This is a genomic window from Actinokineospora spheciospongiae (assembly GCF_000564855.1).
In the GTDB taxonomy this organism is placed as follows: domain Bacteria; phylum Actinomycetota; class Actinomycetes; order Mycobacteriales; family Pseudonocardiaceae; genus Actinokineospora; species Actinokineospora spheciospongiae.
This window is the reverse complement of the sequence record NZ_AYXG01000082.1, coordinates 1-26,741: the sequence shown is the minus strand read 5'-3', so window position 1 is coordinate 26,741 and position 26,741 is coordinate 1. Positions and strand designations below refer to the sequence as shown.

The 26,741-nt window shown below is 74.3% G+C and carries 22 protein-coding genes; 7 read left to right on the top strand and 15 right to left on the bottom strand.

The window, feature by feature from the left end:
* Positions 1–547 (bottom strand): hypothetical protein (locus UO65_RS11775; RefSeq protein WP_035281705.1); only part of this gene is annotated, 547 nt, incomplete at its 3' end.
* On the opposite strand from UO65_RS11775, the gene UO65_RS11770 reads away from it, so the two are divergent.
* Positions 530–1,471, top strand: a complete 942-nt coding sequence (locus UO65_RS11770) for a TNT domain-containing protein (protein ID WP_152552065.1) — start codon at positions 530–532, stop codon at positions 1,469–1,471. The two genes, UO65_RS11775 and UO65_RS11770, sit on opposite strands and share 18 nt — an antisense overlap.
* A 68-nt stretch (positions 1,472–1,539) precedes the next feature.
* Here the strand turns inward: UO65_RS11770 and UO65_RS11765 are convergent, their stop codons facing one another.
* The 5 genes from UO65_RS11765 to UO65_RS11745 form a co-directional block, all read right to left on the bottom strand.
* Positions 1,540–2,124: a pentapeptide repeat-containing protein gene (locus UO65_RS11765; protein WP_035281703.1), complete on the bottom strand. Its 585-nt coding sequence runs from the start codon at positions 2,122–2,124 to the stop codon at positions 1,540–1,542.
* 24 nt (positions 2,125–2,148) lie between these two features.
* The gene (locus tag UO65_RS11760; RefSeq protein WP_035281701.1) at positions 2,149–2,583 is read right to left on the bottom strand and encodes a universal stress protein; all 435 of its coding nucleotides are present in this window, start codon (positions 2,581–2,583) and stop codon (positions 2,149–2,151) included.
* A 47-nt stretch (positions 2,584–2,630) separates the two neighbouring features.
* Entirely contained in the window at positions 2,631–6,041 is a 3,411-nt protein-coding gene (locus tag UO65_RS11755) for an error-prone DNA polymerase (protein ID WP_035281699.1), read from the bottom strand.
* 144 nt (positions 6,042–6,185) lie between these two features.
* Positions 6,186–7,724, bottom strand: coding sequence for a DNA polymerase Y family protein (locus UO65_RS11750; protein WP_035281714.1), 1,539 nt, complete (start codon positions 7,722–7,724; stop codon positions 6,186–6,188).
* Between the two features lie 5 nt (positions 7,725–7,729).
* Positions 7,730–8,434, bottom strand: a complete 705-nt coding sequence (locus UO65_RS11745) for a hypothetical protein (protein WP_152552064.1) — start codon at positions 8,432–8,434, stop codon at positions 7,730–7,732.
* 847 nt (positions 8,435–9,281) lie between these two features.
* On the opposite strand from UO65_RS11745, the gene UO65_RS11740 reads away from it, so the two are divergent.
* Positions 9,282–10,031, top strand: a complete 750-nt coding sequence (locus UO65_RS11740; RefSeq protein WP_035281697.1) for a thioesterase family protein — start codon at positions 9,282–9,284, stop codon at positions 10,029–10,031.
* 49 nt (positions 10,032–10,080) lie between these two features.
* On the opposite strand, the gene purH is transcribed toward UO65_RS11740, so the two are convergent.
* The 8 genes from purH to UO65_RS11700 form a co-directional block, all read right to left on the bottom strand.
* The gene (gene purH / locus UO65_RS11735; RefSeq protein WP_035281695.1) at positions 10,081–11,652 is read right to left on the bottom strand and encodes a bifunctional phosphoribosylaminoimidazolecarboxamide formyltransferase/IMP cyclohydrolase; all 1,572 of its coding nucleotides are present in this window, start codon (positions 11,650–11,652) and stop codon (positions 10,081–10,083) included.
* Positions 11,649–12,281, bottom strand: a complete 633-nt coding sequence (gene purN / locus UO65_RS11730) for a phosphoribosylglycinamide formyltransferase (RefSeq protein WP_233427542.1) — start codon at positions 12,279–12,281, stop codon at positions 11,649–11,651. The genes purH and purN overlap by 4 nt, the downstream gene beginning before the upstream one ends.
* 70 nt (positions 12,282–12,351) lie before the next feature.
* Entirely contained in the window at positions 12,352–13,764 is a 1,413-nt protein-coding gene (locus tag UO65_RS38040) for a cell division protein PerM (RefSeq protein ID WP_052021052.1), read from the bottom strand.
* A 119-nt stretch (positions 13,765–13,883) separates the two neighbouring features.
* Positions 13,884–14,558 (bottom strand): DUF5336 domain-containing protein, encoded by a 675-nt coding sequence (locus UO65_RS11720; protein WP_035281693.1) that lies wholly within the window; start codon positions 14,556–14,558, stop codon positions 13,884–13,886.
* A 240-nt stretch (positions 14,559–14,798) separates the two neighbouring features.
* Positions 14,799–15,686, bottom strand: coding sequence for a succinate--CoA ligase subunit alpha (gene sucD / locus UO65_RS11715; protein WP_035281710.1), 888 nt, complete (start codon positions 15,684–15,686; stop codon positions 14,799–14,801).
* A gap of 4 nt (positions 15,687–15,690) precedes the next feature.
* On the bottom strand, positions 15,691–16,857 hold the full coding sequence (gene sucC, locus UO65_RS11710; protein WP_035281691.1) for an ADP-forming succinate--CoA ligase subunit beta: 1,167 nt from the start codon (positions 16,855–16,857) through the stop codon (positions 15,691–15,693).
* A gap of 142 nt (positions 16,858–16,999) precedes the next feature.
* Positions 17,000–17,293: a hypothetical protein gene (locus UO65_RS33225; RefSeq protein WP_052021051.1), complete on the bottom strand. Its 294-nt coding sequence runs from the start codon at positions 17,291–17,293 to the stop codon at positions 17,000–17,002.
* The gene (locus tag UO65_RS11700; protein WP_052021050.1) at positions 17,290–19,143 is read right to left on the bottom strand and encodes a hypothetical protein; all 1,854 of its coding nucleotides are present in this window, start codon (positions 19,141–19,143) and stop codon (positions 17,290–17,292) included. Before UO65_RS11700 ends, UO65_RS33225 begins: the two co-directional genes overlap by 4 nt.
* A gap of 511 nt (positions 19,144–19,654) precedes the next feature.
* Between UO65_RS11700 and UO65_RS11695 the strand changes: the two genes are divergently transcribed.
* Positions 19,655–20,476, top strand: coding sequence for a M23 family metallopeptidase (locus tag UO65_RS11695; RefSeq protein WP_084175481.1), 822 nt, complete (start codon positions 19,655–19,657; stop codon positions 20,474–20,476).
* Between the two features lie 116 nt (positions 20,477–20,592).
* The gene (locus UO65_RS11690; RefSeq protein WP_035281689.1) at positions 20,593–21,732 is read left to right on the top strand and encodes a serine hydrolase domain-containing protein; all 1,140 of its coding nucleotides are present in this window, start codon (positions 20,593–20,595) and stop codon (positions 21,730–21,732) included.
* Between the two features lie 43 nt (positions 21,733–21,775).
* On the opposite strand, the gene pcrA is transcribed toward UO65_RS11690, so the two are convergent.
* On the bottom strand, positions 21,776–24,202 hold the full coding sequence (pcrA, locus tag UO65_RS11685; RefSeq protein ID WP_035281706.1) for a DNA helicase PcrA: 2,427 nt from the start codon (positions 24,200–24,202) through the stop codon (positions 21,776–21,778).
* 266 nt (positions 24,203–24,468) lie between these two features.
* Between pcrA and UO65_RS11680 the strand changes: the two genes are divergently transcribed.
* The 3 genes from UO65_RS11680 to UO65_RS11670 all read left to right on the top strand — a co-directional run bounded on the left by UO65_RS11680 (position 24,469) and on the right by UO65_RS11670 (position 26,453).
* Positions 24,469–24,786, top strand: coding sequence for a chorismate mutase (locus tag UO65_RS11680; protein ID WP_035281687.1), 318 nt, complete (start codon positions 24,469–24,471; stop codon positions 24,784–24,786).
* Between the two features lie 81 nt (positions 24,787–24,867).
* Positions 24,868–25,173 (top strand): hypothetical protein, encoded by a 306-nt coding sequence (locus UO65_RS11675; RefSeq protein ID WP_035281685.1) that lies wholly within the window; start codon positions 24,868–24,870, stop codon positions 25,171–25,173.
* A gap of 155 nt (positions 25,174–25,328) precedes the next feature.
* On the top strand, positions 25,329–26,453 hold the full coding sequence (locus UO65_RS11670; protein ID WP_035281683.1) for a hypothetical protein: 1,125 nt from the start codon (positions 25,329–25,331) through the stop codon (positions 26,451–26,453).
* Positions 26,454–26,741: the final 288 nt, after the last annotated feature.

Genomic DNA, 26,741 nt, shown 5'->3' with positions numbered 1-26,741 from the left:
CGACAACGCGGACCAGCGCTTCCAGCACGAAGGCGAGCAGGACCCGGCCCAGGAGGACCGCTTCCAGCCTGCCGCGTTCCACGGCGACGGGCCGGAACACGGTGAGGCGCAGCGGTTCGAGCCGTCGTTCCAGTCCGGTGCGCCGGGCGGGTTCGCGGACGACCGGATTCCCGCGCAGGGCGACCGGTTCGAGCACGCCGCCGCGTTCCAGGGTGGGCGGGATGTTTACCAGCCCGAGCAGGCGCACGCGGGCGCGTTCCAGGCCGGGCGGTCCGCCACCGGCTTCGAGTCGCAGCCGGAGGTGTTCCAGCCGGGAGGTGCCTCGGGCTTCCAGCAGCCGGAGCAGTTCCAGCCACAGCCGGGGCAGTTCCAGCCCGATGGCCAGCCCGGCTTCGCACAACAGCCCGCCCAGTTCGAGCCCGGCTTCGCACAGCAGCCGGGGCAGTTCCAGCCCGGGGACGAGCCCGGCTTCGAGGCGCAGCCGGGGAACGGTGCCGGTCCCGGCGGGCAGCCGTTCGCCGAGGAGCCGGTGGAGTTGTTCACCCACCCGGACCAGCCGAGCCCGGTGGTGCCCGAGCCGAGTGGTCCGCCCGCGGCGGCGCTGCCGTCGTCGGGGAGTGCGGCGGAGGCCGTGGCGGCGCTGCGGTCGCGGCTGGAGGCGCTGGGGGTTCCGGCCGAGCGGTACCGGCTGGGTGTCCCGGAGTCGGCGGCGTGGACGATGGAGCAGACCGCGGAGGGCTGGCGCGTCGGGTGGTTCGACAACCACAGCTTCGTGGCGCCCGCGGTCTTCGAGGACGTGGCCGACGCGTCGGCGTTCCTGCTGGGCAAGCTGCTGCTCGACACCGGGCAGCCCGCCGCCGAGCCGGAGCCGCCGCGGGAGGTCGGTGAGTCCACCATGCGCGCCTCCCTCGCCGACCTGGTCGACGACGACGAGGACGACGACCGCGACGGGGCGTTCGCCCCGGAGCGGGCGGAGCCGCCGCAGCAGCGGCGCGCACCGGAGGCCGCCCCCTTCGCGGCCGAGGAGGAGTTCGTGCCGCGCGACCCGCGGCCGGTCCCGCCGCGCAGGCCGGAGCCCGCGCAGGCCCAGACCGGCCCGAACCGCAGGCCGCAGGACTGGCCGATCCAGCCCCGCCAGGGTGAGCCGCCGCTGACGCTGTTCCGCGGCAAGCAGATGCTGGAACTGGCCCCGGGCACGGAGATCGACCGCTACGGCGAACCCGGTGGGAACCTCACCTACGCCGCGGGCACGCCGTTCGAGCGGCGCTCGCTGGTGCCGGACTGGGTGGGCAGGCCGTACCGCGCCTACCGGGTCCTCAAGCCCACCGAGGCCCTGACCGGGGTGGCGATCCCGTGGTTCGACCAGCCCGGTGGCGGCACGGCGTACCTGCTGTCCCGCTCGGTCGCCGAGCTGATCGACAACGGCCACCTGGTCGAGGTCAACGACCGCGAGGCGCCCACCCGCCCCTGAGACCCACCCGCCGACGGGCGTCCCTCCCCACACCGGGGCGGGGCGCCCGTCGGCTTTTCCGGCGCGGTTCAGCCGATGTCGAGGCCGTGGGCGACGGCGAAGGCGATGGCGGTGTCGAGGTCGACCCTGGCGCCGCGGAGGGTGGCTTGGACCAGGCCGTTGGCGTCGACGCGGGCGCCGCGCAGGTCGGCGCCGGTGAGCTTGGTGCCGGTGAGGCGGGCGCCGGTGAGGTCGGCCTCGCGCAGGTCGGTGTCGCGCAGGTCGGCGTCCATCAGGTTGGCCTCGCGGAAGCGCAGGCCGGTCAGGGTGCTCTTGCGCAGCGCGGCGGCGGTGAGGCTGACCAGGGTCAGGTCGGAGTCGCGCAGGGTGATGGGGAGGAACCGGCAGTCGACGAACGTGGAGCCGATCAGGGTGCAGCCGACGAACTCGGTGTCGGTGAGGGTGGCGCGGTCGAACTTGCAGGAGCGGAACGCGGTGCTGCGGTGCGCGGACTCCCCGAGGTCGGCGCGGGTGAAGTCGCAGTCGGTGAACGTGCAGCCCGCGGTGGTGAGGCCGCGCAGGTCGGCCTCGGTGAAGTCGCAGGCGGTGAAGTGCCGCTGGTCCCAGTGCTGGCCGTGCAGGTCGGTGTCGCTGTAGTCCTCGCCGGTTTCCACCGGGCCACCCTGCCACGCCCGGCCTCAGGGCACGACGACCACCGGGCGCTTGGCGTCGGCGATCAGCGTCTTCGGCACCGACCCGAGCTTCCCGCCACCGGCCCGCGACCGGCCCACCACCACGCAGTCGGCCTCGAACTCGGCGGCGATGGCCTCCAACCCGCGGGCCGGGTCGCCGCGGTGGTGCACCACGCTCCACTTGACACCCACCGGGTCGAGGTAGCGGGCGGCGTCCAGGCGCATCTCCACCATGATCGAGACGGTGGTCTCACCCGCGGTCTCGGCACCCACCCCGGCCCAGCCGCCGGGGGCGAGCAGCGGTTCGACGTAGACGAGGACCAACCGCGCCTTCTCCCGCCGGGCCATGCCCGCCGCCCAGGCGGAGGCGTTCTTCGCCGGGGTGCTCCCGTCCAGACCGACCACGATGACGGCCAGTCCGTCCTTCTCCTTGGCAGGCATGGGACCGAGGGTAGGGGCGGGCCGCGGCCGGGGGTGCTCAGTTTTGCTCAGCGGAAGTCCCGCGACCTGGCGGGGATGCGCAGCGGCAGGTGCTCCAGGCGGTCGGCGACGAGGGTGACCACGCCGTCGGTGTTCTGCACGGTGCCGCGGACCAGCAGCGCCGAGCTGGTGCGGGCCACCCTGCGGTGGCGGGTCCACAGGCCGGGCGAGCAGACGACGTTGGCCATGCCGGACTCGTCCTCGACGTTGAGGAAGGTGACGCCGCCCGCGGTCTGCGGGCGCTGCCGGTGGGTGACCGCGCCGCCGATCAGCACCCGGGTCCCGGAGTCCGTTGTGGACAGATCGGCGATCGGGATGGCGCCCGCCCCGGTGAGGCGGTCGCGGATGAACTGGGTGGGGAAGCTGCCCGGGGACAGGCCGGTCGACCAGACATCGGCCACGGCCACCTCGACCTCGTCCATGCCGGGCAGCGGCGGGGGTGCGACACCGACCGCGGTGCCGGGCAGGTGCCCGGGGCGGTCCGCGGCGGCGGCACCCGCGGCCCAGAGGGCTTCGCGGCGCCCCAGGCCGAAGCAGGCGAAGGCGCCGGAGGTGGCCAGGGCCTCCAACTGGGGCGTGGTCAGCCGGACGCGGCGGACCAGGTCGACCAGGTCGCGGTACGGGCCGTCGGCGGTGCGGACCAGGACGATCTCCGCCGCCAGGTCGGGGCCGATCAGCCGGACCGAGGCCAGGCCGGTGCGCAACGCCTTGTCCCGGTCGCGGCGGTGGCGCGCGGTGGGGTGCGCCTTGGCGGCCCGGCCGGGTTGGGCGGCTTCGCCCGCGGCGGGCAGGCCATCGGCGGCGGGTTCGCCGCAGGCGGCGGCCGGTTCGAGGGTGGCGTGGGCGGTGCTGGCGTTGATGTCCGGGCCGCGGACCTCGACGCCGTGCCTGCGGGCGTCGGCGACCAGGGACTGCGGGGAGTAGAAGCCCATGGGCTGGGCGCGCAACAGGGCCGCGCAGAAGGCCGCCGGGTGGTAGAGCTTGAACCAGGCGCTGGTGAAGACGAGCAGGGCGAAGCTGAGCGCGTGGCTCTCCGGGAAGCCGAAGTTGGCGAAGGCCAGCAGTTTCTCGTAGATGCGGCCTGCCAGTTCCGGGGGCAGGCCGTTGGCGGTGGCGCCGGTGTGGAAGCGCTCGCGCAGGCGTTCCATGCGGTGGGTGGAGCGCTTGGCGCCCATGGCGCGGCGCAGTTCGTCCGCCTCGACCGGGGTGAAGCCCGCGACGTCGACGGCGATCTGCATCAGTTGTTCCTGGAAGAGGGGGACGCCCAGGGTCTTCGCCAGGGCCTTCTCCAGGAGGGGGTGGTCGACGGTGGTCGGTTCCTCGCCGTTCTTGCGGCGGATGTAGGGGTGCACCGAGCCGCCCTGGATGGGGCCGGGGCGGATCAGGGCGACCTCGACGACCAGGTCGTAGAACTCCCTCGGTTTGAGCCGGGGCAGGGTGGCCATCTGGGCCCGGCTCTCCACCTGGAAGACCCCGACCGAGTCCGCCGCGCAAAGCATGTCGTAGACCGCCTGGTCGCCCAGGTCCAGGCCGCCGAGGTCGACCTGGACGCCGTGGTGGTCGCGGACGAGGTCGACGGCGTGGTGCAGGGCGGAGAGCATCCCGAGGCCGAGGAGGTCGAACTTGACCAGGCCGACGGCGGCGCAGTCGTCCTTGTCCCACTGCAGGACCGTGCGGCCGGGCATCCGGGCGGGTTCGACCGGGCAGACCTCGCTGACCGGGCGGTCGCAGATGACCATGCCGCCGGAGTGGATGCCCAGGTGCCGGGGGAAGCCCTCCAGTTGGCCCGCCAGTTCCAGCACCGCGGGCGGCACGTCGAGGTGGTTGTCGCGGGCGGTGTCGGACAGCGGGCCCCAGCGGTCGATCTGCTTGCTCCAGGCGTCCTGCTGGCCCGGGGAGAAGCCGAGCGCCCCGGCCACGTCGCGCACGGCCGACTTGGCCCGGTAGGTGATCACGTTCGCCACCTGGGCGGCGTGCCTGCGGCCGTACTTGCGGTAGACGAACTGGATCACCTCCTCGCGCCGCTCGGACTCGATGTCGAGGTCGATGTCCGGCGGGCCGTCGCGGGCCGGGGCCAGGAAGCGCTCGAACAGCAGCTCCCAGCGCACCGCGTCGACCCTGGTGACGCCGAGGGCGAAGCAGACCGCCGAGTTCGCCGCCGACCCCCGGCCCTGGCAGTGGATGTCGGCGCGGCGGCAGAACTCCACGATGTCCCACACGATGAGGAAGTAGCCGGGGAAACCCAGTTCCTCGATGACCCGCAGCTCGTGCTGCACCTGGGCGTGGGCGCGCGGCGCCTCCGCGGCGGAGCCGTACTTCGCCGCGGCGCCGAGGTGGGTCAGCTCGCGCAGGTAGCCGGCCTCGGTGTACCCGGGCGGCACGTCGAACGGCGGCAGCGCCGGGGCGACCAGCTCCAGGTCGAAGGACAGTTGCACGCCCAGCACGGCGGCGCGCTGCACGGCACCGGGGTGGCGGGCGAAGCGGGCCAGCATCTCGGCCCCGGAGCGCAGGTGCGCGGTCGGGGCGGGCGGCAGCCAGCCCGCCAGGTCGTCGAGGCCGCAGCGGGCGCGCACGGCGGCCACCACGGCGGCCAGGCGCCCGCGCGCCGGGTGGTCGAAGTGCACGGCGTTGGTGGCCACGGTGGGCAGCCGCAGCTCGGCGGCCATCCCCGCCAGCAGGTCGTTGCGGACCGAGTCCTCGGGCAGGCCGTGGTCGACCAGCTCGACGAACACCCGGTCCGCGCCGTAGCAGGCCGCGAGGGCGCGCAGCTCGGCGAACGCGGCGGCGGGGCCCCCGGCGGCCAGCGCCCGGCGGACCGCGCCCTTGCGGCAGCCGGTGAGCGCGACGCAGTGCTCTCGGGTCTGCTCGACGACGTCGCGCAGGTCGTAGGCGGGTTTGCCCTTCTCCGCGCCGTCGAGGTGCGCGGTGGTGAGCACGCGGCACAGGTCGTGGTAGCCGTCCGGGCCGTCGGCGAGCAGCAGCAGGTGCTCACCCCCCGGGTCGGGGACGCCGTTGCGCGGGGCGGTCAGGCCCAGGTTCAGCTCGGTGCCGAACACCGTGCGCACGCCCAGTTCCCTGGCCGCCTCGGCGAACCGGACCACCCCGTACACGCCGTCGTGGTCGGTGATCGCCACGGCGTCCAGGCCCAGCAGGGCCGCCGCCTCGACCAGTTCCTCGGGGGAACTGGCGCCGTCGAGGAAGCTGAAGTTGGAGTGGCAGTGCAGTTCGGCGTAGGGGACCCGGGAGTCGCCGTCGGGCTGGTCGGTGGCGCCCAGCGCGCTCGCCCCCGCGGGGGCGGTGTAGCGGTCGCGCCTGCGCGTCCAGGCCGGGCTGTCGCCGCCGTCGCCGACCCCCGGTGGGCGGCCGGAGAGGATGCGCTCCAACTCCGACCAGCGCACCGGGGGGTTGCTCCAGCCCACCGCTACCGGTTCCCCGGCACCCGCTGCCTGCTCACCGCCACTCCGGGCCGTCCTCCGGGGAACGGCGCTGCTCCGGGATCAACGCGGCCAGGTCGACCAGGTCCCACCAGTCGAGCACGGTTGCCGGGTCTTCTTCGTGTGCCATCAGTCGTACATCCCTTCCACGGTCCACTTCCTGTCCTCGCGCACCAGCAGGAGCGCGGTCTGACCGTCCTCAGTGGATTCCACGAGCACCTGGAGCCGGGCCCGGCGGCGCGCGGTCGCCTGGTCCCACCAGGTCTCGTCGGCGGGCCACGGGCCCGCCCAGCCGAGCACCGGGCGCGCGGGCCCGCCCTCGACGGCGACCGACACCGGTTCGGCCGTCAGCGCGAACCGGCCGTTCACCCCGACCTGCTCCCCTACCGGGCCGAGCACCGCGGCGGGCAGCGGCCGGTCGGGCACGACCGACGGCGAGGGCGCGGGCAGCCGCCCGGGCCAGGGCGGTTCGGCCGGGGTGGCAGGGGTGCGCTCGTCGCCCCAGGGCACCAGCCGGACCCGGTCGGCCGGGCCGCGCCCGCCGCCGAGGACCGGGGTGAGCACCGCCCCCTGGCCGAGCAGGCCCTGCACGTGGGTCATGGCCCTGGCCGCGCGGGCGGCCCGCTCGTCCTGCCCGCCCTGCCACAGCTCCAGTTGCAGGGCGCGGCCGTCGACGGTGTCCTCCGGTACCAGGCGCAGCCGGGCGAGCCCGGCCGTGGGGCGGTCGGGGCCGAGCAGCCAGCCGTCGAGCTGCCAGCGCACCCGGTCGGCGATGCCCGCCGAGGTGAGCGGTTCGGCGCAGCGCCAGACCCGGCGCAGGTGTTCGCCGTGCGCGGTGGTGGCCTCGACGGCCAGCCGGGTGCAGGCCAGCCCGTGCCCGGCCAGGCGGGTGTGCAGCCGCTCGGCGAGGCCGCGGGCGGCGAAGGCGGCGGCCTGCACCCGGTCGACCGGGTCGTCGGGGGTGTGCGTGACGGCGAGGTCGTCCGGTGGGCGGCGGCGCGCGGGCGGGCGCTCCTGCGCGCCGCGGGCCAGCCGGTGCGCCAGCACGGCGTCGGCGCCGAAGCGGGTGGCGACGTCGCGCTCGGGCAGCGCGGCGAAGGCGCCCAGGGTGCGCAGGCCGAGCCTGCGCAGCAGGTCGACCAGCTCGGCGCGGTCGGGCAGGAACTCGCGGACGTCCAGCGGGGCCAGGAATTCCGCGCTCCGTCCACTCGGGACGATGAGGCCGCGGTGCGCGGCGCGGGTGGCGGCGAACAGCCCGTCGGCCGCCCCCACCACGCACTCCGCGTCGGCCGCGGCGGCCACCTGGTCGATCAGCCGCTCGGCGACGTCGGCCTCGGAGTCGAAGTACGCGGCAGGTCCCCTGGCGGGCACGGCCACCACGCCGGGCCGGACCACCTCGACCCCGACGGCCAGCCGCTCCACCGCCGCCGCCACCGGTTCGAACAGCCGGGCGTCGCGGTCCGGGTCGTCCGGGAGCACCACCAGGTCCGGGCAGCGCCCCTGCGCCTCCCGGCGGCGCACGTCCCGCCCCACGCCCGCGCCCCGGGCGGCCGCGTTCGCCGCGACGACCCGGTTGGCCACCACCACGGCCGCGGGCGCGTCGAGCGGCAGCCCGGCGACCCGGCCCGCGGCGACCACGGGCCAGTCCGGGCACCAGACGACGAACAGGCGGGTCACCGGTCTCCCCCCGGTTCGGCGGTTGTGGATGTCTCGAACATATGTTCGATGATCGAGTGCGTCAAGGGAGGTGGGATCGATTCACCTTGCAGGGTGACGAAGCGCTGGACCGGACGGGTGGCGGCACCCCGGCCCCGGGCACGCACGAGAGCCGTCCGCCCGCGCAGGTGGCCGTGCCCCAGGCCCAGTCCCCACCACCGGTCCCCCTCGGACCGCAGTTCCACCTCGGCGCCGGGCCAGGCACCGAGGGACAGCAGGACGGCCCGCCGACCGCGGGCGCGGGCGGAGAGCCTGCGCGCCACCGCGTCGGCGACCCGCGGCGCGGCGACCGCGACCACGTCGAACCCGTCGAGCAGCGCGGCGACCACGGCCCCCAGCTCCGCCCCGGGCGCGGGCACCAGCGCCAGCCGCTCCACCCGCACGCCGAGTTCGGCGGCGGCGACCACCCCCAGCCGGGGCAGGCCGACGACCGCGCCCCAGGACCCCGCCCCGGTGGCCTCGGCGAGGAGGGCCAGCAGCAGCGCGGTGGACCGGTGCACGACGACCGTGCCGCCGCGCCGGAGACCACCCCAGGGGAACAGGGCGGCGAGGTCGGCCCGGACCGGCAGCGTCTCGACGGTGGGCGCGGAGGCGGCGAGGGCGGCGGCCAACCGGTCGGCGTCCCGGGTGGCGGCACGGGAGGCGAACTCAGGCGAGGACACGCCGACCACCGCCGCACCCGATCGAACACCGGAGCACGGCCGATCGGCGACACGCGACCGGGGGCGGAGCCGCGCGCCCGCGAGCCGGACCCCAGGGCGAGGTACGGCGCACCAAGGCGTGCGGCGAGGCGCAGCGCGCGAGAGCGGAGGCGGGTGCGAGCGGAAAGGCGCAGAGCGCGGAGGCACAAGGCACAGGGGGACAAGGCGCTGCGCAGCGCGCGAAGGCGGAAACGGGCACGGGTGCAAGGGCACAGAGCGCCAGGACGCAGGGGACGGGGACGCGGGGCGCTGCACACCGCGAGGCGCAGCGCGCAGAGGCGGAAACGGGGGCTGAGGCACAAGGCGCGGAGCCACAGGGCACGGAGGCGCGCGGCGAGGCGCAGCGCACAGAAGCACAGAGTGCGGCCGCGAAGGCAAGGGCACCGGGTGCCGAGATGCAGAGAGCGGGAGCACCGGACGCGACGCACCGCGAGGCGCAGTGCGCGGGGGCGGAAACGGGTGTGGTGGTGGAGGCGGGGTCGTGGGTTGCTCCCGACAGTCTCCCCCTGTCGGAAGCAACCCACGACCACACGCCACACCTCTCCCGTCGGCACGCGTACCGCTCAATACGCGCGACGCCGCGGGGAAGGCGGCGGTGGACCGCCGGGTCTCCACTCCCGACAGTCCATCGAACACAAGTTCGACTTGGGCATACAGTACCGAGCTCGGTGACCCTGTCAACCGGAGATCCCCAACCCGGTGAAGATCGCGGACGGGTGGTCCCGACGGGTCGGTCACGTCACGCTCCCGCGGGCGGGTGGGTGCGCTAGTTTGCCAGTCAGTTGCTTTGCACCACTGAGGGAGCGTCATGTCCGAGACGATCGAGGCGGATGCCATCGCGCCGAGTTGGCGCTCGTGGACCGGGGCGCACGGCGGCCTGCTGGCCGGGCTGGTGCTCGACCACGCCGGGCGGCGGGTGCCGGGGCAGGCGGCCCGGTCGCTGCACGTGAGCTACCTCAGCCCGGTGCGCGCCGATTCCGTCCGGGTGGCGACGCGGCTGGTCAAGGCGGGGCGCAGTTCGTCCACCGTCACCGCCGAGTTGACCGCCGAGGACCGGGTGGCGGTCTTGGCCACCGCGACGTTCGGGGGCAGCACCGCAGGCCCGGTCCTGCCCGGGCCGCCCCCGCCGAGCGCGCCGGGGCCGGACGACGTGCCGGGGTTCGACTTCCCCGGGCACCTGGTGCCGTTCGCCGAGCACCTGGAGGTCCGGCCGGTGGGCGCGGTCCCGCTGGGCGGCGGCGAGGTGGCGGAACTGGTGGGGTGGGCCAGGATGTTCGACCCGCCCGCGCGGCCGGAGTCGGCGGCGGCGCTGCTGCTCGACGCGCTGGCGCCCGGGCTCTACGCGGTGCGGACCTCCCCGGTGCCGGTGCCGACGGTGGAGCTGGCGGTGCACTTCGCCGAGGGCGCTGCGGGGTTCGACGCGCGGGCGTGGTCGCTGCTGCGAATCCGGACCGAGCACGCGGCGGGCGGCTGGTGCGTGGACGCCAGCGAGGTGTGGTCGCGGAGCGGGGAGCTGATCGCCACGGGCAGGCAGGCGCGCCGGGTCGTCGAGGGCTGACGGCGAACAGCGCCCGGCCCCGACCGGGACCGGGCGCTGTCGGCGTCGCCTAGTGGGCGAAGTGGCGGGTGCCGGTCAGGTAGACGGTGACGCCCGCGGCTTCGGCGGCGGCGATGACCTCGCCGTCGCGGACCGAGCCCCCCGGTTGGACGATGGCCTTGACCCCGGCCCGCACCAGGGTTTCCAGGCCGTCCGGGAAGGGGAAGTAGGCGTCGGAGGCGGCCACCGAGCCGGGGACGCGGTCGCCCGCCCTGGCCACCGCGAGCTTGGCCGCGTCGACCCGGTTGACCTGGCCCATGCCGCAACCGACCGTGGCGCCGCCCTTGGCGATGACGATGGCGTTCGACTTGACCGCCCGGCAGGAGCGCCAGGCGAAGGTCAGGTCGGCCAGGGTGTCCTCGTCGGCGGGGGCGCCGGTGGCCAGCGTCCACTTGGTGGGGTCGTCGCCCTCGGCGTCGATCGCGTCGGCCTGCTGCACCAGGAGGCCGCCGGAGATCGGGCGCAGCTCGACACCGCCGCGCCGCGGGGGCTCGGCCACCAGGATGCGGATGTTCTTCTTGCGGGTCAGCACCTCGACCGCGCCGTCGGCGTAGGCCGGGGCCACGATGACCTCGGTGAAGATCTCCGCGACCTGCTCGGCCATGGCCACGCTGACCTCGCGGTTGGCCGCGATGACCCCGCCGAAGGCGCTCAGCGGGTCGCAGGCGTGCGCGTTGCGGTGCGCCTCCGCGATGTCCACTTCGGACACCGCGATGCCGCACGGGTTGGCGTGCTTGATGATCGCCACGCAGGCCGAGGCGTGGTCGTGCGCCGAGCGCCAGGCCGCGTCGGCGTCGACGTAGTTGTTGTAGGACATCTCCTTGCCGTGCAACTGCTCGGCGGTGGCCAGGCCGGTGGCGCCGTCGCCGCGGGCGTACAGGGCGGCCTTCTGGTGCGGGTTCTCGCCGTAGCGCAGGACCGCGCGGCGGTCCCAGGTGGCGCCGGTCCAGCCGGGGAAGCCGGAGCCCTCGTCGTCGGGGGCCAGCTCGCCGCCGATCCAGGAGGCGACCGCCACGTCGTAGGAGGCGGTGTGCCGGTAGGCGGCGGCGGCCAAGCGCTGCCGGTCGGGCAGGGTGAAGCCGCCCGCGGCGACCTCGGCGAGCACCCAGTCGTAGCGGGCCGGGTCGACCACCACGGCCACCGAGGCGTGGTTCTTCGCCGCGGCGCGGACCATCGCCGGTCCGCCGATGTCGATCTGCTCGACGCACTCGTCCGGCGACGCGCCGGAGGCGACCGTCTTCACGAACGGGTAGAGGTTGACCACCAGCAGGTCGAACGGCGCGATGTCCAGTTCACCGAGCTGGGCCACGTGCTCCGGGTTGCGCGTGTCGGCCAGCAGCCCCGCGTGCACCCCCGGGTGCAGGGTCTTGACCCGCCCGTCGAGCGATTCGGGGAAGCCGGTGACCTGCTCGACCGGGGTGACCGGCACGCCCGCGTCGGCGATCGCCCTCGCGGTGCCGCCGGTGGAGACGATCTCCACCCCGGCCGCGTGCAGGCCCGACGCCAGCTCGAGCAGGCCCGCCTTGTCCGACACGCCGACCAGGGCTCGGCGAACCGGCCTGCGCTGCGCGGTATCCGTCACGGGATGCTCACCTTTCGTCCGTCCACGGTGTAGCCCTGCCGGGCCATGCCTGCGACCACCTCGACCAGCAGTCGCCGCTCCACCGCCTTGATCCGTTCGTGCAGCCCCGCCTCGTCGTCGCCCGCGTGCACCGGCACCGGCTCCTGGGCGATGATCGGGCCGGTGTCGACGCCGCCGTCGACCAGGTGCACCGTGCTGCCGGTGTAGCGGACGCCGTGCGCGAGCGCGTCGGCGACGGCGTGCGCGCCGGGGAACGACGGCAGCAGGGCGGGGTGGGTGTTGATGACCCGGCCGCCGAAGCGGTCCAGGAACGCCGGTCCGAGGATCTTCATGAACCCCGCGGACACCACCAGGTCGGGCTCGTGCGCGGCGACGGCCGCGGTGAGCGCCGCGTCCCAGGCGGCCCGGTCGGGGTGGTCGGCCACGCGCACGGCGAAGGCGGGGATGCCCGCCCGCTCGGCGCGGGCGATGCCCTCGATCTTCGCCCGGTCCGCGCCCACGGCCACGACCCGCGCCGGGAAGTGCGGTTGCCCGGCCTCGTCGAGCAGTGCCTGCAACAGGGTGCCGGTGCCGGACACCAGGACGACGATCCTGGCCGGGGCGGCGGGCTGGTACTGGGCGCTCAGCACGGACTCCTGGGGCAGCGGCGGGAACCGGTTGGGGGTGCCCCCAGCGTAAGCGGTGCGGACTTGACCTTGGTCAGCGGCCCGAGTCGCGGTCGGCGGGCCGGTCCGCGCTGTCCTCGGCACCGCCCGCCCCGGTGTCCGGGGCCACGTCGTCGGCCTCGGTTTCGGAGGCGGTGCTGTCGGGGTCGGTGCTGTCGGTCTCGTTGTCGGTGGCGCGGTCATCGGTCTCCGCGCCGCTGTCCTCTTCGGTCTCACCGCCCGCCTCACCGGGTTCACCGGAGTCGGTGGGGCGGGGCTCCTCGTCCCGGGCGGGGACGGGGCGCGGGCCGGTGGTCCAGGCCACGACCGCCCCGGGGACCCCGATCCACAGCACCAGCGCCAGGGACAGCCAGGCGGCGCGCAGGTCGAGCGGGTGGAACGGGCCGCTGCCGAGCGCACCGCCCGCGCTGCCCGCGAACACGGCGAACGCCATGGCCACCACCACCGCGGCCACCGCGACCGCGCGCAGCCTGCCGGTCGGGGTGGGGGCGGCGGTGCGCAGCGCCCAGCCGACCAGGCAGCCGACCGCGGCGGGCAGCGCGCACAGCGCGGGCCACCAGGCCGCGTGCTGCTCCGGCAGCGCGGCGAGCAGCGGCAGCGCGGGGACCGCCCCGCCGGTGGCCCCGGCCACGCCGACCCCGACCTGGCCGAGCGCGAAGCCCGGTCCGGCGATGAACCCGGTGGCGGCGACGGCGGCGTTGGGCAGGTAACCCGCCGACAGCAACAGCATCCCCGTCGCGCTGCCCACCCCGTCGGCGGCGAACAGGTCGCGGGCGGTGCCGAAGGAGGCGAGCAGCGCGGCCACGACGACCGCGGTGCCCACGGCGAACAGGACGCCCACCCCGAGCAGCCCGGCCTTCAACCCGCGCAGGGCGAACGGGTCGACGCGTTCGCGGATCGTCCGCAGCAGACCGGACCGGGGAAACACGCCGACCGCGGCGGCGGTCCCGGAGAGCAGTGCCGGGTAGTACAGGCCCGCGAGCGGGTCGACGGTGACGGGACCACCGGCGCAGAGCAGCGCCAGCGCCAGGCCGAGCGCGGCGTGCGCGCCCGCGATCGTGCCGACGACCCGCACCGCCACCCGGGGGGTGCCGACGCCGAGGCGGGTGACGGCTCGCGCGGCGGTGCGCCACACCAGCAGCGCCGCGCCGATCGTCGGCAGCAGCGGCAGGGCGCCGAGTTCACCGCCCTGGACGGTCACCGGGACCTGGTGCGCGGCCAGCCAGCCGGGGACGGCGGCGGCGAGCACACCGGCGGTGCTGAACTGGGCCCTGGCCGCCGTCGCGGTGGCGACCGCCAAGAGCGCGGCCACGGCGGTGTAGCCGAGGAGCAGCGGACCGATCGCGGCCACGGCGAGCACCCTGACCGGTGAGGGGGCGGGGGCGGGCGCGGGCCTGCCCTGCTCGGTCCGCCTGTCGGACCGGGGGCCGGGGTGCAGCAACGCCATGCGCCCCACTGTCGCACCCGGGTCGGGGGCGGCGGGTCAGGCGCGCCGGGCTGGGCGGTGCGCTTGCGGGTGAACGGAAAAGCGGGCACCGGGAATCCCGGTGCCCGCTCCTCGCGGTCTCAGCCCTGGGTGGGGTGACCACCCGGCGGGGTGGCGGGCGGCGGCTGCTGCGGCTGCCCGAACTGGCCCTGCTGCGGGGCGAACGTGGTCTGCTGCCCGGTGGCGGGCTGCCCGTACGGGCTCTGGAACTGACCCGACGGCGGGTTGAAGCCCCCGGGCTGCTGCTGCGGCGGGAACTGGCCCTGCTGCGGGTGGAACGGCACCTGCTGCCGCGGCTGCGGCGGCTTGAGCACGCCCAGCTCGAACAGGTACGCCACCACGACCACGATCATCTCCAGCAGGCCGAAGATGAGGATCAGGATGCCGCCCGCGCCGAGGGTGTCGCCGACGAAGACGCTGAACAGGAAGGCGAAGGTGACCGGCACGACGACGGCCGACGGGAACAGGCCCGCCTTCTTGTCGCCGGGCAGGATGGCGGCGAGCCCGAGCAGGCCGCCGGTGAGCAGCAGGGCGGGCACCCAGCCGACGTAGCCCTCGAAGAACGACGGGCCCAGGTCGACGGCCGGGGCGAAGCCGAGGAACAGGTTCAGCAGGCCGAGCCCCGCGCCCACCAGGCTGAGGATCTGCGCCAAGGTGAGCTTGACGCCCGACGACGGCGGGGGGCCGTAGTTCGGGGCGGGCTGCTGCTGGCCCGGTCCCGGGTAACCACCCGGTGCTCCGCCTGGGTAACTCATCGCGTGCTCTCCTCGACTCGCTCGACGCGACAGGGACATTCCGGGTGCTCTGCCCACCGCCGACGCCGTGGTCGCCGCTGGGTCCGCCCGGCGGTCGGACGGTCTCGGGGGCACCCCGGTTCCACCGACCGCGAAACGGATACGAGCCCGGACGGTACACCAGTCGGGGAAGCGGTGATCGCGGACGCGGGAGGGCCGGGCGCACCCGGCGCCCGGCCCTCCCGGTGGTGGTCCCGCGTACTACTTGGCGGCGAACAGCTCCCGCGCCAGCGCGGCGGTCTCCGACGGCGTCTTGCCGACCTTGACGCCCGCGGCCTCAAGGGCCTCCTTCTTCGCCTGCGCGGTGCCCGCGGAGCCGGAGACGATGGCGCCCGCGTGGCCCATGGTCTTGCCCTCGGGGGCGGTGAAGCCCGCCACGTAGCCGACGACCGGCTTGGTGACGTTCTCCTTGATGTAGGCCGCGGCCCGCTCCTCGGCGTCGCCGCCGATCTCGCCGATCATCACGATCAGCTCGGTCTCCGGGTCGGCCTCGAACGCGGCGAGCGCGTCGATGTGCGTGGTCCCGATGATCGGGTCGCCGCCGATGCCCACGGCCGAGGAGAAGCCGATGTCGTTGAGCTCGTACATCATCTGGTAGGTCAGGGTGCCCGACTTCGACACCAGGCCGATCTTGCCCGGGCCGGTGATGTCGGCCGGGATGATGCCCGCGTTGGACTGCCCGGGGCTGATCAGGCCGGGGCAGTTCGGGCCGATGATCCGGGTCTTGTTGCCGGTGGCCACCGCGTGCGCCCAGAAGTACGCCGAGTCGTGCACCGGGATGCCCTCGGTGATGACGACGGCGAGGCCGATGCCCGCGTCGATCGCCTCCAGGACGGCGTCCTTGGCGAACTTCGGCGGCACGAAGATCACCGTGACGTCGGCGCCGGTGGCCTCCATGGCCTCGGCGACGTTGGCGAAGACCGGGAGGCTCGCGCCCTCGATCTCGACCTTGGTGCCCGCCTTGCGCGGGTTCACCCCGCCGACGATGTTGGTGCCGGACTTGAGCATCCGGCCGGTGTGCTTGGTGCCCTCGGAGCCGGTCATGCCCTGCACGATGACCTTGGACTCACTGGTCAGGAAGATTGCCATCAGGTCACGCCCCAGCCGCAAGCTCGGCGGCCTTGTCGGCCGCGTTGTCCATCGTGTCCACGACGGTCACCAATGGGTGGTCGGCCTCGGCCAGGATGCGGCGGCCCTCCTCGACGTTGTTGCCGTCGAGGCGCACCACCAGTGGCTTGGTGGCCTTGTCGCCCAGGATGTCCAGGGCGGAGACGATGCCGTTGGCGACCGCGTCGCAGGAGGTGATGCCGCCGAAGACGTTGACGAAGACCGACTTCACGTCGGTGTCGCCCAGGATGATGCTCAGGCCGTTGGCCATGACCTCGGCCGAGGCGCCGCCGCCGATGTCGAGGAAGTTCGCGGGCTTGACGCCGTTGTGCTTCTCGCCCGCGTAGGCCACCACGTCCAGGGTGGACATGACCAGCCCGGCGCCGTTGCCGATGATGCCGACCTCGCCGTCGAGCTTGACGTAGTTGAGGTCCTTGGCCTTGGCCGCGGCCTCCAGCGGGTCCTCCGCGTCCTGGTCGACCAGGTCCGCGTGGGCGGGGTGCCGGAAACCGGCGTTCTCGTCCAGGGTGACCTTGCCGTCCAGGGCGATGATCTTGTCCTGGGGGTCGCGCACCAGCGGGTTGACCTCGACCAGGGTCGCGTCCTCGCCGACGAAGGCTTCCCACAGCTTGACGACGACCTCGGCGGCCTGGTCGGCGATCGCCTCGGGGAACTTGCCCGCGGTCACGATCTCCTTGGCCTTCGCCAGGTCGACACCCTTGATCGCGTCCACCGGCACCTTGGCCAGGGCCTCGGGACGCTCGACCGCGAGCTGCTCGATCTCCATGCCGCCCTCGGCCGAGGCCATGGCGAGGAAGGTCCGGTTGGTCCGGTCGAGCAGGAAGGAGAAGTAGTACTCCTCCGCGATGTCGGACGCCACGGTCACCAGCACCTTGCGGGTGATGTGGCCCTTGATGTCCAGGCCGAGGATCGCCTCGGCCTTGGTCTGCGCGTCGGCGGGGTCGTCGGCGAGCTTGACACCGCCCGCCTTGCCCCGACCGCCGGTCTTGACCTGCGACTTGATCACAACGGTCTGCCCGAGCTTCTCCGCGATCGCGCGGGCTTCCTCGGGCGTGCTCGCCACGTCGCCCGGAAGGACCGGGACCCCGTGGGCGGCGAAGAGATCCTTCGCCTGGTACTCGTACAGGTCCACTCGACAGTCTCCTGACTCCGGTGTCGACGTGCTGCTGTCGGACGTCACGGAACCCTAGCGAGGTCGGTTTTCCGTTGACACGGCACACCCGGTGAGGTAGGTCACGAGCAGTCGTGAGTTCAGTCACCCGGCGTGTCGCCGGTCACCCGAGTTCGGCTTCCGCCCAGCTCAGCGCGGTGTCCAGGGTCACCACGGCGATGTCGTCGGCGTCCGCCGCGGCGAGCAGCGCGGCCACCTCGTCGGCCCGCTCGGCGACGGCGACCGCGTCGGCGTCCTCCTGCAGGACGGCGGCCACGACCAGGCCGGGGTCGGCCACCGGTCCGGTGTGGATCACCTCGACGCCCGCGTCGCGCAGCTCCCGCGCCACCGCGTGCACCCCGGTCGGACCCGACCCGGGGGAACCCGGTTCGGCGAGGACAACCCGCAGCCTGCTCACCGGCGCCGCCGGTCCGACCCGGCGGTGACCGCGGCGGCCACCAGCAGCGCCGCGGCGGTGGCCAGCGCGAGCCAGGTGCCGGGGCCGGGGGTGGCGCCCTCGGCGCGCGCGGCGGTGAGCGGGTACTCCAGCGCCCGCACGCCCACCAGCAGCGCGGCGCCCAGCAGCAGCGCGGCGCCCCGGGCGGGCCGGGAGAACAGGGCCAGCACGGCGGCCGCGAGGACCGCGGCCAGGGCGGCGAGCAGGCCCCAGGAGGTGAGCCGGAAGTCGGCCCAGATGCCGGGGGAGACGAAGCCGGGGGCGCGCAGGGCAGGCAGGCCGAAGGCGCCCACAGCGAACAGGGACGCGGCGGCGACCGGGGCGGCCAGTACGGGGTCGACCCGGCGCCCGGCCGGGTCGGCGGACCCGGTCCCGCCGCCGTCCTGGGCGTCGTCGCGCTCGGCGCTGCCCGCCACCGCGGCGAGCACGGCGGCGACCAGCGCGGCGGCGATCGCCGAGCCCGCCGCCAGCGCACCGGTGCCCGCGCTGATCAGCGGGCTCGCCTCGGTCGCGGTGACCGCGGAGTCCAGCGCGGCGACGCCCGCCAGCGGGACCACCGCGAGGGCGACGGTGAACGCGGGCCGCGCGGCGGCGGCGAGGGCGGGCACGAGGAGCGCCGCGGACAGCACCGCCAGCCCCAGCGCGCCGGGGAGGAACAGCCTGTTGGAGTACTCCACCGGCTCGGGCAGCTCCGGGGGGAGCACCAACTGGCGGCCGAGGTAGGCGACCAGCGCGAAGGCGACCGTCACCAGCCCGACGGCCCCCGCGGCGCGGTGCAGCCCGAGGCCGCCCGTCGCCGGGGCGTCGAAGGTCTTCACGGAGCTGTCGGACAGCCGCCTGCCCGCCGCGACCCCCCACGCGACCCACAGCGTGGCGGCCGCGAGGAGCAGTGCGACGACCGGTCCCGGCGCCACGTGCAGCCCGTCGGCGAACAGGCCCGCCGCGACGTTCGGGGCAGCGACGGCCGCGACACCGGCCAGCAGGCCCACGGGCACCCCGACCACCACGGAGCGGTGGCCGCTCGTCGCGGCGAACACGGCCGCGATCGGCAGCAGCACCGCCAGCGCGAACAGGCCGACCCCGGGCAGCACCGGGCCGCCCATGGCGCCGTCGGCCAACTGGAAGGGGTTGTCGGAGGTGTAGGGCCGGGCCAGCAGCGCGACCCCCGCGAGCCCGCCGAGCACCAGCGCGGCCATCGGCCTGCTGTGCGGCGCCTCGACGCGCTCCGCGCCCGGGTCCTCGGCGCGCTCGGTGGTGGAGTCCTCGAACTCGGCGGCGTAGGGGGTGCCGACCTCGGCCGACCTCTGGCCGAACGCCAGCGCGCCTGCCGCCAGCCCGAGGACGTGCCCGAGGAGCAACGGCCACAGGCCCGCGCCCGCGCCCAGCGGTTGCAGGCTGTGCACCACGGTGACCTCGGGCCGGGAGGCGTAGAGCGGGTCGACGAGGAACTGGGCGTCGAGCAGCAGCCTGCCGGGCAGCAGCGCGGCGGCGCCGACCAGCACGCTCGCGCCGAACAGCGCCCGGCCCCTGGCGAAGGCGACGGCCGCGAGGACCGGGGGCAGCAGGGCGAGCAGGACCAGCAGCGGCAGCGCGGCGAAGCCGGGGGGCGGCGCGTCGGCGACGGGGCCGAGCAGCAGGCCCGCGACCTGGAGGGCGGCGGCGCCCGCGGCCAGTCCGAGCGCGGCCCGGATGCGGGTGGGGGCCTCGGCCCACCCCACCCGGTCACCCGGGGTGGGGGGCCTGGACGGGTCGACCGCGCCGTCCGGCCGGTCTGGCGCCGCGGTGCCGGGCGCTGGGGTCCGCGAGTTCATCGTCGCCAACGTAGCAATGGGGGCCGCCCGGGGCAGTCGACCCGCGCGGCGGGTGCCGGGGAACGCCTACTCGGCGCAACGGCGGGCGCGCCGGACGTCCAGGGGTTGGTGGAGCGGTGGACCACTTCGTGATCAACGGCTTCCGGACAGGGGTGACCCACGACGCTGCCGGACGCGCGTCTGGACTGATGGTTGCCACCCAGGGGGACCGATAAACGAGACGCCGGTCACATTGAGCCTGTGACCTCGACTTAACTTTGCGTAGTAATGGCTGCTCGAAAGCTTTTCACGGAGAGTCGCGCTGATTCGGTAGGGCGCTTGCTGTTGCCCGGCTCGCCGCGCCACCGTTACTGTCCCCGGGTCCGTTGTCACAGTCCGATCACGAATGGGACAGGGAAGGCATCCAGTCCGCCGACCCGCCCGGGTTCCCCCGCCCGGTGTCCACACCGCACGGCCCGCCCCCGCGAGCCGGGTGTTCGAATCGGCCTCCCCGAAGGCGGAAGGCTAGGTCTTGTCTCGACATCGCACCAACGGTGAGCAGCAGTTCACCGCGCTCGACGAAGCTCTCGAACGCCCCACGTCCCGAGCTCGCGGCGCTCACCGCATCGCCCCGCCGTCCTCGGCCCTGCGCGGCCGGGTCGTCGTCGCGGCCGTCGCCGTCGGCGCCTTCGCCGCGGCCGCCGCCGGACAGACCCTCCAATCCGCTGCGGCGGGCACCGCCTCCGATGAGATTGTCCCGCTGGCGGGCGTTCGAAACACGACTTCCACGATGGGGTTGGGCGGCGACGCCCGCGGCGCCTCCACCGCCACCCCCGAGCTGCTGCGGGTCGACGAGTCCGCCGACGCGATCGTCGAAGCCCAGAAGATGGCCAGCACCGAGCGCGTGGTCCAGGCCCGCGACCAGCGCATCGCCCAGCAGAAGGCCGCCGAGGAAGAGGCCGCCCGGCCCAAGGTCGTCACCCCCGCCGAGGGCACCTTCACCTCCGGCTTCGGCGCCCGCTGGGGCGTCACCCACTACGGCGTCGACATCGCCAACCGCATCGGCACCCCGATCGTCTCCCTCGCCGACGGCGTCGTGCTCGAGGCCGGTCCGGCCAGCGGCTTCGGCCTCTGGGTCCGCGTCCAGCACGACGACGGCACCATCTCCGTCTACGGGCACGTGAACGACTACGTGATCCGCGAGGGCCAGAAGGTCAAGGCCGGTCAGCTCATCGCCCACATCGGCAACCGCGGCCAGTCCACCGGCCCGCACCTGCACCTGGAGATCTGGGACGAGAGCGGCCGCAAGCTCAACCCGGTGCCCTGGCTGGCCGCCCGCGGCGTGCGCCTCTGACACCGCGCCCCGCGCCCCCGGAGCGGTGCCCGGCACCCCCGTCGTGATCATGGGAACAGTCAACCGCAGGGGTACGACACTTTTCGAACGGGTATTCGAGGGCTAGGTTGCCGGGCATGACCGGCTTCTCCCCCACCCGCCTCGACCGCTGGCGCGCCGGGCTCGCCGACCACGTCGAGCGCGGCTCCGCGCCCGCCCTGGTCGCCCTGGTCGACCGCGGCGGCGAGACGCACGTGGCGGTGGCCGGTGGTCTGACCCGCGACACCCTGTTCCGCATCTCGTCGATGACCAAGCCGGTGACGGCCGTGGCCGCGATGGCCCTGGTCGAGGACTGCGCCCTGCGGCTCGACGACCCGGTGGACGACCTCCTGCCCGAGCTGGCCGGGGTCCGGGTGCTGCGGGAGCTGGGCGCGGCGGTCACGGACACGGTGGCGTTGGAACGGCCGATCAGCGTGCGCGACCTGATGACGTCGACGTTCGGCCACGGGCAGTTGATGGCCCCGCCGGGCACCTACCCCGTCCAGGCCGCGCTGGCCGAGATCGGCCTGGAGCCCGGCCCGCCGCAGCCGTCCCTGGTGCCGCCCGCCGACGAGTGGATGGCCCTGCTGGGGAGCGTGCCGCTGCTGGCCCAACCCGGGGCGTCGTGGTTCTACAACACCGCCTACGACGTGCTGGGGGTGCTGATCGCCCGGGCCTCGGGCATGTCGCTCTCGGACTTCCTGACGGCCCGCGTCTTCGGTCCACTCGGGATGGTCGACACCGGGTTCTCCGTTGCGGCGGAATCACTTTCCCGACTGCCCACCGCCCATGCCGGGACGTCGGTGTTCGACCCGCCGTCCGGGCAGTGGAGCGCACCGCCGCCGTTCGAGTCCGGCGCGGGCGGGTTGGTGTCCACTGTGGATGACTACCTGGCGTTCGGGCGGATGCTGCTGAGCGGTGGCGGGGAGGTGCTGTCGCCCGCGTCGGTGGCGCTGATGACGCAGGACCAGCTCACCCCCGGGCAGAAGACCGGGGGCGGGTTCCTGGACTTCTCCCGCTTCGGCTGGGGCTTCGGGATGAGCGTGGTGACGCGGCGGACGGACGTGTTCATGACGCCGGGGCGGTTCGGCTGGGACGGCGGGCTGGGGACGTCCGCGCGGATGGACCCGGCGCTGGACGTGACCACGGTGCTGATGACCCAGCAGCTCTGGACCTCACCGACCGGACCGCTGCTGGTGCACGACGCCGACGTGTGGGCTTACCAAGCGGTGTTGTGAGCGCCCGCCGCGCCTCCTGGGAGGCGCGGCGGGGCGTGGGTGGCTAGAGCTTCACCATGGGGACCGAGCCGATGAGCATCAGGCGGATGGTGCCCGCCGTGCCGAAGTCGATCGTCGCGGTGGTGCGGGGGCCTTGGCCGTCGGTGGCCACGACTCGGCCCAGGCCGTACTTGTCGTGGTTGACGCGGTCGCCGACCTCGAGGGTGAGGGCGGCGGTTTCCTGCCAGCCCCGGGTGGCCTGGCTGCGGGTGCCGCGGGAACCGAAGGTGGAGCGGGAGGCGCCCCCACCGCCGCCACCTGAGCCCGAGCCGAAGGTGGTGGCGCGGACGGGGCTGGAGCGCTCGGGGCCCAGGCGGCGCCAGTCGAGGAGGTCTGCGGGGATCTCGTCGAAGAAGCGGGAGGCCGGGTTGGTCATGGGCTGGCCCCACGCCGAACGGACGACGGCGCGGGAGAGGTACAGGCGTTCGCGGGCCCGGGTGATGCCGACGTAGGCGAGCCTGCGCTCCTCGGCCAGTTCGACCGGGTCGCTCAGGGCGCGCATGTGCGGGAAGACGCCGTCCTCCCAGCCGGTGCTGAACACGACCGGGTACTCCAGGCCCTTGGCGGTGTGCAGGGTCATCAGGGTGACCACGCCGCCGGTGTCGTCCTCGTCCGGGACCTGGTCGGCGTCGGCGACCAGGGAGACCCGTTCCAGGAAGGCGGCGAGGGTGCCCGCGGCGGGGCCGGTGGTCTCGATCGGGGCCGAACCCTCCGGGGCGTCGTCCTCGGGGGCGTCCGGGAGCTCGGTGAACTCGCGGGCGACCGTGATCAGCTCCGTCAGGTTCTCCAGGCGGGAGGCGTCCTGCGGGTCGTCGCTGGCCTCCAGCTCGGCCCGGTAGCCGGTCTGCTCCAGGACGGCGTCGAGGACCTCGGCCACGTCCTGGCCGTCGTCGACGAAGCGGCGCAGGCCGTCGACGAGTTCGACGAAGCCCGCGATGGCCCGCTGGGAACGCGGGTTGAGCATGGCCACGCGGCCCTCGGTGGCGGCGCGCAGGGCGGTGTTGAACGAGACGCGCTCGCGCTCGGCGTGCATGGCGACGCAGGCCTCGGCGCGCTCGCCGATGCCGCGCTTGGGGACGTTGAGGATGCGGCGCAGGCTCACCGTGTCCTCCGGGTTGGCCAGGACCCGCAGGTAGGCGACCGCGTCGCGGATCTCGCGGCGCTCGTAGAAGCGGACGCCGCCGACGACCTTGTACGGCAGGCCCAGCCGGATGAAGATCTCCTCGAACACCCGGGACTGGTTGTTGGTGCGGTAGAAGACCGCCACGTCGGAGTTGTTGGCGATGCCCGCGTCGACCAGGCGGTCGATCTCGCCCGCGACGAAGTTGGCCTCGTCGTGCTCGTTGTCGCCGACGTAGGCGACGATCTTCTCGCCGTCGCCCATCGCCGTCCACAGGCGCTTGTCGCGGCGGTCCGGGTTGCGGGAGATGACCGCGTTGGCGGCGGTGAGGATGTTCTGGGTGGAGCGGTAGTTCTGCTCCAGCAGGACGGTGGTGGCCTGCGGGTAGTCGCGCTCGAACTCCACGATGTTGCGGATGGTCGCGCCGCGGAAGGCGTAGATGGACTGGTCCGCGTCGCCGACCACGCACAGCTCGGCGGGCGGCACCGCGTGCTCCCCGGTGCCCCGCCCGGTGCCGACGAGTTCGCGCACCAGCGTGTACTGCGCGTGGTTGGTGTCCTGGTACTCGTCGACCAGGACGTGGCGGAAGCGGCGGTGGTAGTACTCGGCCACGTCCGGGAAGGTCTGGAGCAGTTCCACCGTGCGCATGATCAGGTCGTCGAAGTCCATGGCGTTGGCCTCGCGCAGCCTGCGCTGGTACTCGACGTAGACCTCGGCGACCCGGCGCTCCAGGTCGTTGGTGGCGTTGCCCGCGGCCGTCTCAGCGTCGACCAGCTCGTTCTTGAGGTTGGAGATGTGCACCGCCAACGACCGGGCCGCGTACCGCTTCGGGTCCAGGTCCAGGTCGCGGGCCACCAGGGTGATCAGCCGCTTGGAGTCGTCGGAGTCGTAGATGGAGAAGCTCGACGTCATGCCCAGGGTCTTCGCCTCGCGGCGCAGCACCCGCACGCACATGGAGTGGAAGGTCGACACCCACATGGCATTGGCGCGGCGGCCCACCAGCTCGGCCACCCGCTCCTTCATCTCCGCGGCGGCCTTGTTGGTGAACGTGATCGCCAGGACCTGGCCGGGGTGCACCTGGCGGGCACCGAGCAGGTACGCGATCCGGCGGGTCAGCACCCTGGTCTTGCCCGAACCGGCGCCCGCGACCACCAGCAGCGGGCTGCCGGTGTGCTCGACGGCGCGGCGCTGCTGGTCGTTGAGACCTTCCAGCAGGGCTGCGGGGTCGGCGGGGTGCATGGGGTGCGTGTGGTCCGCGCCCGCGCGCGCGGGCGGGCGGGGAGTGGCGGGGAGGTCGAAGAGGGCTTCCATCGTGCCGATCACGGTACTCGGGGGCACCGACGAACCGCCGTGGGTGGCCGTTCCTACTCCGTGGGAGCCCGCTCGACCGAATGGCGGACATGTGCCACGATGTTCTCGTGCTGACCTACGCCAAGTTTTTCTACGGGAACCGGACTCCGGCTCCCGTGGTGGTGTAGGAACACCAGACCACCAGGAAGCCCCGGAGTCCCACGGACCCGGGGCTTCGTTGCGCCCGGGGTCGGCGGAACTCCACCGAGAATGCCGGAGGCACGGCGATGAGCCCGATGACCGACAACACCCCTGCCCCGTCCGACCTGCCCGACACCGCGAGCCGGGTGGAACTCCCCCAGCCGGAGGAGGTCGCCGCGCTGCGCGACGAGATCGACGAGTTGGACCGGGAGATCCTGCGGCTGGTCAAGCGCCGCGCCGAGGTGTCGCGCACGATCGGCGCCGCCCGGATGGCCGCCGGTGGACCGCGGATCGTGGTGAACCGCGAGATGGACGTGCTGGCCCGCTACCGCGAGCTGGGCCCAGCGGGCCGCACGCTGGCGATGGCGCTGCTCGACCTGGGCCGGGGCAAGCTCGGCCGCTGAGGCCGCGAGCCGGGGCGACCTCGGGGACGAATGGGGGGCTTCCCCCATTCCGGTGCCGCGCGACTGGGGCAGACTGGTCGCATGGGTCTCATCGCGCTGATCGTGGTCATCGTCGCCATCGTGGCCGTCCTGGGCAATGTCGGGTACCTGGCGCTGCTCAACTCGGCGGCGGGCAAGCGGGGCGCCAGCGGCGCCTCGGTGTCGCAGTACGTGCGGTCGCGCTGGCCGGTGGCCGGGGTGACCGCGGCGGGTGCGGCGCTCGCCCTGCTGCTCTCCGGCGGCGAGGGGTTCGCCGACGTGCTGGCGGTCGTCCTGGGCGCGGGGTCGGCGGCGGTGGCGGGCAAGTCGCTGTCCACCACGATGGAGCGCTACCGCAGCAACTCCTGACACGCCGCGTCCCAATCGGGCTGGGAAATTCACTCGGAAGCGTGAGCTGACCAGCGAGAACGGGGCGCGGAGGAAAACCCTCGGCAACGACCTAGGCTGGCGCTCCTGCCGGCCGGGGTCGCCCTGGCCGGACACCGACCGAGGAGTCCGCGCGCATGGCGAGCACGGGGGAACGGGGCAGGCACCGGCTGACCGAGGCGGAGCCCGCGTGGCCCGAGGACGACCGGGCCGAGGCCGACGACTGGCCGGGCGCGGCGGGCGACTGGGCGGGGTCGGCGGGCGACTGGGACGGCGGGCCGGGCGACTGGCCCGACCGGGCGGACGACTGGGACGACGGCGTGGCCGTCTGGACCCCCGGCGCGGACAGCAGGGCCGACCGGGCGGGCGACCGGGCCGACCGGACCGGCGCCGACGCCGACACGGTGGTGCTGCCGCTGCCGGTCGTGCTGCTGCCCGAGCCCGCCTCGCGCCGCGACGGCCCGGCGACCGGGTTGGCCAAGTTCGACCTGGGCACCATCCCGGCGTCGGTCACCCCGCCGCGAAGCTGGCGGCGGGCGGCCTGGTTCTCGGTGAGCGCGGCCATCCTGGTGGTGGTCGGCCTGTCGTTCGCGGCCGTGGTGCTGATGAGCGCCCCCCGCGACCCCGGCCAGGTGGACGCCCTGCCCGGCCTGCCCAGCGGTGAGCCGCTGCAACCCGACGTGTCCACGACGGCGACGGACCGGGGGCCCAACACGGTCCGGGAGAACCCGACGACCTCGCCGGCCCCGTCCCCCGGTCAGCGGAGCCGGTCGGCGGGCCCGACGGCGTCCGCCCCGACCGGGGGTCCCGAGGACCCCGCGGACCCGGCGGACCCCCCCGGCCCGGCGGACCCGACGGTGACCGCGCGGCCCAGCGCCACCGCGAGCAGGCCCACGAGCGGGCCGGTGGAGCCGTCGCGCACCACCGTGAGCGGTGCGGCGCTGCTGTCCGCGCAGACCGACCCCGGGGCCATGGGCGACCGCACCGAGCAGTACTTCCGGAAGGTGGTCGAGGACGCCGCCGCCGCCTACGCGCTGACCTCGGGGTCGCTGCGGCAGGCCGGGCCGGAGGCGATCGAGCAGCGCTACGCCTCGGTCGAGCGGATCGAGGTGACCGGCATCGAGATCGACCCGGTGCGGTCCACCACCCGGGCGTCGCTGCGGGTGGTGGGCAAGGACGGCAGCGTCACCGAGATGCAGCGGGAGCTGACGTTCAGCACCGGCTCGAACCCGAAGATCATCGCGGAACGGCCGGTGTCGTGAGCGGGCGGGTGATGAGTCCGATTGGTCCGAATGCTGCCGTAACAGCGTTACCAATCTCTTACGCTGCGTCACGGTTGCTCTTTTAGAGTGAATCCGATCGCCAGCTATTTTCTCGATCGGGTGAAGAGCCGAGAAAGAGTGGTGGGAAGCCGTCCCGTTCCGGTACGAGTTCCCGAAAGCCACCCGAGCGGAGGAAAGCGGCAGTGGACCGTCCGAAGACCGGCACCCCCGGCAGGCGCCGCCTGCGCACCGGTTCGGTCCGCGTCACGGAGCTGATCGGCGGGCGGC